The following is an 836-nucleotide window of genomic DNA, read 5'->3' as shown; positions in this document are numbered from 1 at the left end:
CGCGGGCAGCTGCGGGCGAGCGAGCTGCTCGATGGGCAGGGGTTTGCGAGGAAGGTCGAGCAGGCCTATGCAGCCATGTTCAATGCCTGGGAGGTCGGCGAACGCACCGCAGAGGCGGAGCCCGATCCTGCGCGTATGCAGATGTTGATCGGCTTGTTTTTCCAGAATCGTCTGGAGGAAGGCGTGGCTGCAGTACGGCAGCTGACCGTCAACTACCCTCGGTACGGGGAAGGCTGGAAACTTCTGGGCGCCTTCCTGCAGCAGATGGGGTTGGCGCAGGAGGCCATGCAGGCCAAGCAGCGTGCCGTGGCATTGCTGCCCAACGATGTGGAGGCCCATTTCAACCTCGGTCTGGCCTATGTCGCGCTGGGAGATCACGCAGAGGCGGAAGCCGCATTTCGCCACGTGGTGGTGTTGCAGCCACAGGATGCACAGGCCCTGCTCCATCTGGGGAACGCGTTGGCTGCCCAGGATAAGTTGGAGGAGGCGGAGGTGGCCTACCGGGGCACGCTGTCCGCCGACCCGGCCCTGGTGGATGCGATGGTGAATCTGGGTGGGGTGCTGGAGCGCATGGACCGGGTGGAAGATGCGCGGGCCATCCTGCAGCGGGCTTTGCAGCTGCAACCGGGGCTGGCGTCCATCCACCATAACCTGGGCACGCTGGAGCGCCGGATCGGCAATGTCGTCCAGGCGGAGCAGTTGTACCGGCGGGCACTGGAGCTGCAGCCGAACCATGGACACATCTGGGAAAACCTGCTTTTCATCCTGAACTACCACCCGGACAAGAGCGCGGAGGAGATCTACGCGGCCTACGAGGAATACGAGGAGAGGTTCGG

The 836-nt window shown here is 64.0% G+C and carries 1 protein-coding gene; it reads left to right on the top strand.

What is annotated here, in order from left to right:
* Positions 1–836, top strand: an 836-nt coding sequence (locus D8S75_RS17290; protein WP_119967590.1) for a tetratricopeptide repeat protein, incomplete at both ends; no start/stop codon positions are given.

The organism is Simplicispira lacusdiani (genome assembly GCF_003604195.1).
GTDB classification, from domain to species: domain Bacteria; phylum Pseudomonadota; class Gammaproteobacteria; order Burkholderiales; family Burkholderiaceae_C; genus Simplicispira; species Simplicispira lacusdiani.
This window is presented reverse-complemented; position numbering and strand designations above follow the sequence as displayed.